Source organism: bacterium (assembly GCA_009926305.1).
Lineage (GTDB): Bacteria > Bdellovibrionota_C > UBA2361 > UBA2361 > RFPC01 > RFPC01.
In genome coordinates, this window is sequence record RFPC01000106.1 from 1 (window position 1) to 6,870 (window position 6,870).

Consider the following 6,870-nt stretch of genomic DNA (forward strand, 5'->3'; position numbering starts at 1 on the left):
TGATATCTTTTCTGTACGCGTTCCTCCGTACGTCTTTGTGCTATCTCTTTCTCCCGCCCTATGGTAACAATGCCGTAAGCACAGTGTGCTTCCTCAGAATCATCAGCTGGAATACGTAGGATGAATGCCGCAATAGATAAGCTTGCAGAACTCATACCCCTTGCCGAATACAAAGCAGAAAAGGTCTCGCAATGGTCTGTAGGTCAACATGTTGAGCACTCACTACTGGCAACTATTGCCATGTGCGAGGCCCTATCGTCCTCCACAGCCGGAGAGAAGACACAGCGGTTTTCCTGGTCACGATGGGTAATCTTTACTCTGGGACGGTTCCCAAGAGGAAAAGCGAAAGCGCCAGAACAGGTTATTCCAGAAGAGAAGCCCTCGCCTGAGCGATTGGAAGAGCTTATGAAGACTGCCCATGCGTGTTACGAAAACGCAGAAGCTGCTGACCCTCACCAGTGGTTTCGACACTTTATATTCGGAGTTCTCAATAAGCGAACTACTCTCCGTTTAATTGCCATTCACAATAACCATCATTTAAAGATTATTCGAGATATTCTGCGCTGCTCAAACTAAACTCTACAGTGCCTTTCTTTGCTGTTCTCGTGGGGGTATGCAATTTTAGGCATAAAAAGAAGAAATGGTGTGCTAGTGTGTCCGCTGACGAAAGACATTCTCCGTTAAACGAGTTCTTACTGCTCAAACACCGGGTCAGTTATAAGGTCAGTGATGAATACATTAGTCCCAGAGTTGGGGGTTTCAGATTTAACAACGAGCTTAGCCTTTTATCGAGAGTTGCTCGGATTTAACGTAAAGTTCGAGCGGCCTGAAAATAAGTTTGTTTACCTATCATTCTTTGGTAGTGAGCTCATGCTCGAAGAAGATAGAGAGCGCAATGAAAAAGACTCAGCGTGGATCGTTGAACCATTAGACTATCCCCGCGGAAGAGGGCTCAATATCTCAATCGAGTGCCCAGATGCCAAAGCCTTGGCCTCTCAAATTGAATCCGCAGGGATAGAACTTCGTAAGGAAGTAGAAGAGTACTGGTATAGAGATAATAGCATCGAACACGGAGAGCTAAACTTCCTCGTGCAAGACCCCGACGGCTACCTGTTACGCTTCGCACAGTCTCTGGGTACGCGAGCACTGAGGTCCTAAGCCCGTTCTAGCTCTTCATGAAACGAAGCATTTTCGCATGGCTTCATTTGCGATACGTCAGGAATGTTGTTCACATCAAATGCATCGCAATCGATTGAAAGGACCCCAGAGGTCAATATAAGACGGACACTGTCTTTACTGATTCCAACTTCTTCAGCCAGTGAGTAGAGTTCTTCTGTGGTGGGCTTTCTTTCGTTTGCTCGCTCGAACGATTCGACCAGCCCTCCAAGCTTGTTTTGTTGCCCCTTGAGCCACTGAGGGATTCGTATTGTTTCCGCATTGTCTTGGATAAATCGCATGATTTTTTGTTTTATCCATTTCTCCGCACAGGTAGTAAAGGCAAATCCACGGGTGTGATCATAAACACTCGCCGCTTTCATTGCTCCCATCATGGCTTCCTGAAAGAGATCTTCCTCTGGAATACTCGCACTGGAGTGCTCTCTTGCTCGTTTTAAAGCTAAAAGTTGAACCGAGTTGCTTAGCTCTGATTCGCTAGCACGATACTCCTCCACGGCTCTAAATAGAGTCTTATAGCTTGGGTGAGTTTTCATTTGGATATTAGAACACACCGGTGAATTCTTATCAGAAGGATTATATTCTCTTAGCGTGTCTCTTATGTGTTCTAGGGTTTTGCCAATAACTTTTTGAATTGGTGTTTGAGTTCGGACATAGTACTTTTGTCTTGGTAGGGCTTTAAACAGCTCTGAATGGTCTGCAAAGCTCTTCCCTATGCTGTGAAGAATTGCTTTTTGGAGCTGGCTGACTCTGTGTTGCTGCTCGTTGGGCTCTGTTTGCGCCGGGGCTTGAAAGGAATCTCGTACCTGGTACATCACTTCTTGATAGGCAAGGACTGCATTCTTGATAATGGGACTGTTCGCAATTTCTTCAGTGAGGAGTCTTTGATTAACGACTAATTGCTTGGTTAGCCCTTCAGCTCCTTTCATTTCATCAGACTGTTTCAATTGATAAAGCGAGGAGGTGCGAGTAGCGGCAAGTTGAATCTTTGATAAAAGCTCTGATTCTGCTTCTGTGTGTTGAGCGCTATTTTGAAGAATATCCCTCATGCAGTAGAGGAAGTGAGGCATGTCAAAAACCTCAGCCTGAGCAGTTTTATACGCTTCATCTTTCCTCATACCAAGAGCAAGTGCTTGTTCCTTTGAGAGTCGCTGGGGTCCAGCAGTTCCACTGATATTCTCGGTAAACGATGTAGAATGATGCTCTTGCGTAGTGTTCGTCCAATGAACGGTATGACGAGATAACACGGTGTACTCCGAATTTCTATTTTCAGTTCCATGCCTACGGTAACACGCCGCAATTTCCTACTCACATTTTTTAGCAGGAGCAGCGCGTGTCTCAGTTGCTCGAAGGTTGTCTTGCGAAGTAGTTGATATGACAAGAGGTTTGATGTTGGGATGTCTCAGAAATGAAGCCTTGGCGTGAGGTTGTGAAGGTTGTTTGTGAGCAATCATAGCTCCTCAGTAAAGCTCTTTAAGATCTCTGACCATTTTTTTGAATCACGTAGCGTCTGAAGAGCTTGAAGCTCTATTTGCCGTATTCGGGTTTTCGTTACTGGTTTGCCATTACCTCTAATCTTTCCAAACTGATCACCAATCGCTTGCAGTGAACTCTGTTCATATCCATCGAGGCCAAATCTATGTTTGAGAACTTCTTGCTGTTCTTTCGGGAGATACTTCAACACCTTCTCGACCTGCTCTTTCAGTTCGTCTGCGCGAATCTTTGTCCGAGGATCAAACCCTTTGGTATCTCGTATTTTATCTTTTATCGCTGATCTCGTTTCACCGTTTGAGCCAGCGCTTCGTGGAGCAAAAGTGCTGTCTAAGCTGAAGACGGGCTTAAATATTCTATTGACATCATGAACCGTTTCGATTGATAAGCCTGAGCTTTTAGATAACGTTTCGGCTGAAGGCCGTTCCCCCTGTTTTAACAGGGTATCCCTTGCCTTAGTCAACGCATAAAATTCTGAGAAGCGATGCGTGGGGATACGAATCTCTCGCCCCTCTTCAGTAATGCCTCGACTTATTTTTTGAGCAATCCACCATCCAGCATAGGTGCTAAATCGATGACGTTTGTTTGATTGAAAGCGCTCGCAGGCCCGCATCAGCCCAAGATTGCCATATTGAATAAGGTCTAGAAATTCATGCTTTGGGGAGTTGTAGCGTTTAGCTATGGAAATGACTAATCGCATATTGGCTTGAGCCAATGCTTGCTTTTGTTCACAGTAGGCGGTACGCAGCTGAAAAAGCTTTTGGGATTGTTTCTGAGCATTCTTTGGGAGTGTCGCGAGGGAATCTCTTTCAGTGCTTGGAGCCTGATTGCCTTTGAGCTGAAGTTGATGAAGGGCGATGCAGGTCTCTAGTGCAATTTCATCAATGAGTGATTCAAAAAAGGGCGTTTCCCGAACAGACTTCGAGAGGAGCTTTCTCGCTCTTGTCATAGCTCTCTTTTGAGATTGAGTCTCTGGCCGCTTACTGCTTAGAGCTTCGACTGTTTTACTGTGTTTAAGGATACGCGCAACTTGTTCTGGTAAGCTCTCCACACATTTCTGACGTCCGCCGAGGATTCTTAAGTTCGGATCATCTATGATTTTTTCAGGAAAAATCTCCTTATTTGCAACTTGCTGAAGAAGTGATGCTGCTTTTCTCGCAGCGAGGGGATATAGAAAAAGCTCTTCTTGGTACTTCAGCCGACTTTTCTCTAAGTTTTCTATGAGCGCTATCTCTTCATCTGGCGAAAGGAGAGGGTATTGTGACACGGAATCAAAAAACTGCTGTACCGTATCGTTTAAGATAGCATTCGTTTCTGGTGTATCAGATGTCTGGGAGGTAAGTTTGCATTGTGTTAGGTCTATGACCTGACGGAGTGGCTCGTCTTGCTTTCTCTGAGGATGTTGTAGATTCATATCAGCCACCTCAACACAGTACTATCGTATGACTCGAGAGGAAATACCTTTCAAAAGCTCTAAAGCTACTCTCGGGGACAGCTCCCGTACGTAGGCGAATAAGCCCTTCCATCTAGGAGGTTCTCTTAGAAATATTGGACTCCCTCTGAGTATCCTAAAAGTGGATTTTATAGGTGGTAAGAACTTAAGTCACCTCTAGTTTTTTTCTCGTAATAACAAAGCTGGAAGCATGGGTAATGGGGGATTAAGAGTAAACCCCCTTTAGTTGCGAACAGGATTGTAACCTAGCGGTTTCCGCAGGGATTTTGCTGGGCTCATCTTTGTTTTTGTTCACATCAGCAAGAGGTATGAGAATGAACTATTGCCTGAGGAAAATCCTGATGAGTGCTATCACCAGCACTTTAGGCATCGTTGTTCTTTGCAATTTAGCGAGTGCGCAGAGCCTAGATCCATTCGCTCCTCAATCGATGTGCTCGCATTGGTGGAAACCAAAGGTTGTATTTCCAGATACAACTTCATGCCCAATCTTTCGTTTCACTCTGACTGTCGTCTGTGAGGATCAGTGGGCATGCGATGAGGCAGTTAGCGAGCTCAACAATGATTGGATTTTACAGCAGAGATTACGCACCGATTTTGAATTGAAGTGTAGAGATCTTTGTTCCGACAGTGGCTGTGAGGTTGGAGGAAGTATCCCAGATGTAGAACTTGAAGATTGCGGCGGAGAAGCGCCGATGTACTATAGTCAGCACACCGCTTACCTCTGCGCCTGTGATGAGAAGCAAGAGGTAGACCCTGAAAACACGCCTCAGAGGCAAGAGCCAGCCAACATCAATACCGCTGGTTAGTGATTTTTCGGACTGTTGAGAATTCGTAACCAATGTAATGTTCGCTTGTAAGACACTGTCCTCAGAGTGGTCGGAAATACAGTATGAGATTGAAAGTTGCTGTATCTTCTTTAATGAGAGCTTTGGACCCTTATCCACAAAGAACTCCCTTAGGTGGGTGAGGGAAAAAGGGGGCTCATTTTTCCCCGGGGAACGAGTGAAGGGCTTTGAATTCGACGCTAGCCAGTTTCAGCCCTTCAAGACCCGTAAAGATGTTCAACTTTGTGCCAGAGTTCCTTGCTGACTTCAGAAAAAGTGGGAAAGTCGTAACTGGTACGACTTTTCGCTTGGATACCTATTGATAAGATGCCCTCCTCCCGCTTTCTCTCAGGGACATCGGGTATGAAGAGCTACATAGCCAACCTCACATAATTTCAAGTGATTATTCGCGTCTGCCGCCATGCCCACATAACTCTCCTATGTGGGTGAGGGAAAGGGGGTAGGCGTTGAGGAATAGTCGGAAATATTTCTGGCTAAACAACGAAAGTATTTTAGGATAAGAGTCATTCGAGAGTTGAGGTTCCACATGAGTAAACCATTCGTAAGACCAGGCACGCTAAATGATGCAACGGGCTATAATGCATGCCTTGGAAGGGTAGCAGAAGAAAGACGTTACATAGGCGTTGTCACATGCCCCGCTGTAGAAGGTTCAAGGGAGTGGATAAAGAGCTTACTTGACTCACAGAGCCCTTTTTACGTCGTTGAGGAGCGGGATAATATTATCGGGTGGTGTGATGTAGCGAGACGGTCAAGAGAGGGCTTTAGCCATGCCGCTGAGCTCGGCATGGGTCTTGATCTCGAGTATCGTGGGCAGGGGTTGGGCAACGAGTTATTAAAACATGTAATAGAGGCATCAAAAGCATGTGGAATTGAAAAGGTTGAGCTTGATGTGTTTGGCTCGAACACTGCAGCGAGAAAGCTTTATGAGAGATTCGGGTTCACAGTCGATGGAATCAAACCCAAAGCCAGAAAGCTCGACGGTGTCTACGATGACATCGTATGTATGTCGCTCTTTCTCGTCTAGCGAGTCTCGAGTTGGAAAAGTCTTGGCCATTTTTGGTAGCGACGTCAGGTATTAAGGGGGCAGCTCAGTGAACTCCAGGGGAACCGTGGATGAGCTCATCGCGTGAGAAGGAAGTAAGAAATTGTTAGGTTCCTGGTACGACTTTTCTGTGCAATTGATTCTTTGACGAGGGCGATTATCTGGCCAACCTTCTTTCCCTCAGAGACGGGAAATTTATCCTTCTCAGACTCTTTGAAATCGGAGACAATGAAAGGGTTGATGTTAAAACATTGCTTGCTATGAAATCAAAAACGCTTGCTAAGTTGTTTCTTCGTCTGATGTCTGTTTACGTCGGGTTGTCTGGTATTCTGAGCCTACGATTCAGTCAGGCTACCATTGAGATGTTGAACTTTTGGCAGGTGATGGGAATGCTCGGCTTAGCCATCGTCTTACCTTTCGTAGTAGCTTGTGTGTTGTGGTGGTTGTCACCTTTGATAGCAAGTAAGTTCTTTACCTCTGCTGATGAGAATCAAGAACTCAATGCTTCTTTTACGGCTAATGATCTCCTGGTTGTAGGTGTTAAGTTAGTCGCTATCGTTTCAATATTGAAAGTGCTACCAAATTTTCTCGGTAATTCTGTCGCGGTTTATCAATATGCTGAAGCAGAGCTCAGGATGACAAATCAGATCGTAATCTGGTGGTTCATTGGGCTCATACAACTTATCGTTGGGTTTGGCTTACTTCTTTTTACCAAACGTTTCATTGGATTCATTTCAGATAAGTAGCTTCTATAAAAGAGGCATCCCAACCTCCTAGCTCCCAACCTTCTTTCTATCAGGGACTACGGGTATGCAGTGCCCTAGAGCAAACCTCAAATAATTTCAAGTGGTTAGTAGCATTGGCTT

At 45.2% G+C, this 6,870-nt stretch carries 8 protein-coding genes; 6 read left to right on the top strand and 2 right to left on the bottom strand.

What is annotated here, in order from left to right; genetic code table 11:
* Nucleotides 1–111 precede the first annotated feature (111 nt).
* Nucleotides 112–576, top strand: a complete 465-nt coding sequence (locus EBR25_11915) for a DUF1569 domain-containing protein (GenBank protein ID NBW41690.1) — start codon at nt 112–114, stop codon at nt 574–576.
* 153 nt (nt 577–729) lie between these two features.
* The gene (locus EBR25_11920; GenBank protein NBW41691.1) at nt 730–1,158 is read left to right on the top strand and encodes a VOC family protein; all 429 of its coding nucleotides are present in this window, start codon (nt 730–732) and stop codon (nt 1,156–1,158) included.
* On the opposite strand, the gene EBR25_11925 is transcribed toward EBR25_11920, so the two are convergent.
* Both EBR25_11925 and EBR25_11930 read right to left on the bottom strand, forming a co-directional pair.
* Nucleotides 1,155–2,420, bottom strand: a complete 1,266-nt coding sequence (locus EBR25_11925; protein ID NBW41692.1) for a hypothetical protein — start codon at nt 2,418–2,420, stop codon at nt 1,155–1,157. The genes EBR25_11920 and EBR25_11925 overlap by 4 nt on opposite strands.
* A 203-nt stretch (nt 2,421–2,623) precedes the next feature.
* Nucleotides 2,624–4,078 (bottom strand): RNA polymerase sigma factor RpoD/SigA, encoded by a 1,455-nt coding sequence (locus EBR25_11930; protein NBW41693.1) that lies wholly within the window; start codon nt 4,076–4,078, stop codon nt 2,624–2,626.
* A gap of 380 nt (nt 4,079–4,458) precedes the next feature.
* Here EBR25_11930 and EBR25_11935 point away from each other — a divergent pair, with 380 nt between their 5' ends.
* The 4 genes from EBR25_11935 (at nt 4,459) to EBR25_11950 (ending at nt 6,750) form a co-directional block, all read left to right on the top strand.
* Complete coding sequence (locus EBR25_11935) at nt 4,459–4,923, top strand: hypothetical protein (protein ID NBW41694.1); 465 nt, start codon at nt 4,459–4,461, stop codon at nt 4,921–4,923.
* A 37-nt stretch (nt 4,924–4,960) separates the two neighbouring features.
* Complete coding sequence (locus EBR25_11940) at nt 4,961–5,206, top strand: hypothetical protein (GenBank protein NBW41695.1); 246 nt, start codon at nt 4,961–4,963, stop codon at nt 5,204–5,206.
* Nucleotides 5,207–5,488: 282 nt separating this feature from the next.
* Nucleotides 5,489–5,986, top strand: coding sequence for a GNAT family N-acetyltransferase (locus tag EBR25_11945; GenBank protein NBW41696.1), 498 nt, complete (start codon nt 5,489–5,491; stop codon nt 5,984–5,986).
* Nucleotides 5,987–6,264: 278 nt separating this feature from the next.
* Nucleotides 6,265–6,750, top strand: coding sequence for a hypothetical protein (locus EBR25_11950; GenBank protein NBW41697.1), 486 nt, complete (start codon nt 6,265–6,267; stop codon nt 6,748–6,750).
* Nucleotides 6,751–6,870 lie beyond the last annotated feature (120 nt).

What these genes read in the sequence shown, in the direction of transcription:
- EBR25_11920 (NBW41691.1), top strand. Translation starts at nt 730, where the DNA reads ATGAATACATTAGTCCCAGAGTTGGGGGTTTCAGATTTAACAACGAGC.
- EBR25_11930 (NBW41693.1), bottom strand. Translation starts at nt 4,078, where the DNA reads ATGAATCTACAACATCCTCAGAGAAAGCAAGACGAGCCACTCCGTCAG.
- EBR25_11935 (NBW41694.1), top strand. Translation starts at nt 4,459, where the DNA reads ATGAGTGCTATCACCAGCACTTTAGGCATCGTTGTTCTTTGCAATTTA.
- EBR25_11940 (NBW41695.1), top strand. Translation starts at nt 4,961, where the DNA reads ATGTTCGCTTGTAAGACACTGTCCTCAGAGTGGTCGGAAATACAGTAT.
- EBR25_11945 (NBW41696.1), top strand. Translation starts at nt 5,489, where the DNA reads ATGAGTAAACCATTCGTAAGACCAGGCACGCTAAATGATGCAACGGGC.
- EBR25_11950 (NBW41697.1), top strand. Translation starts at nt 6,265, where the DNA reads ATGAAATCAAAAACGCTTGCTAAGTTGTTTCTTCGTCTGATGTCTGTT.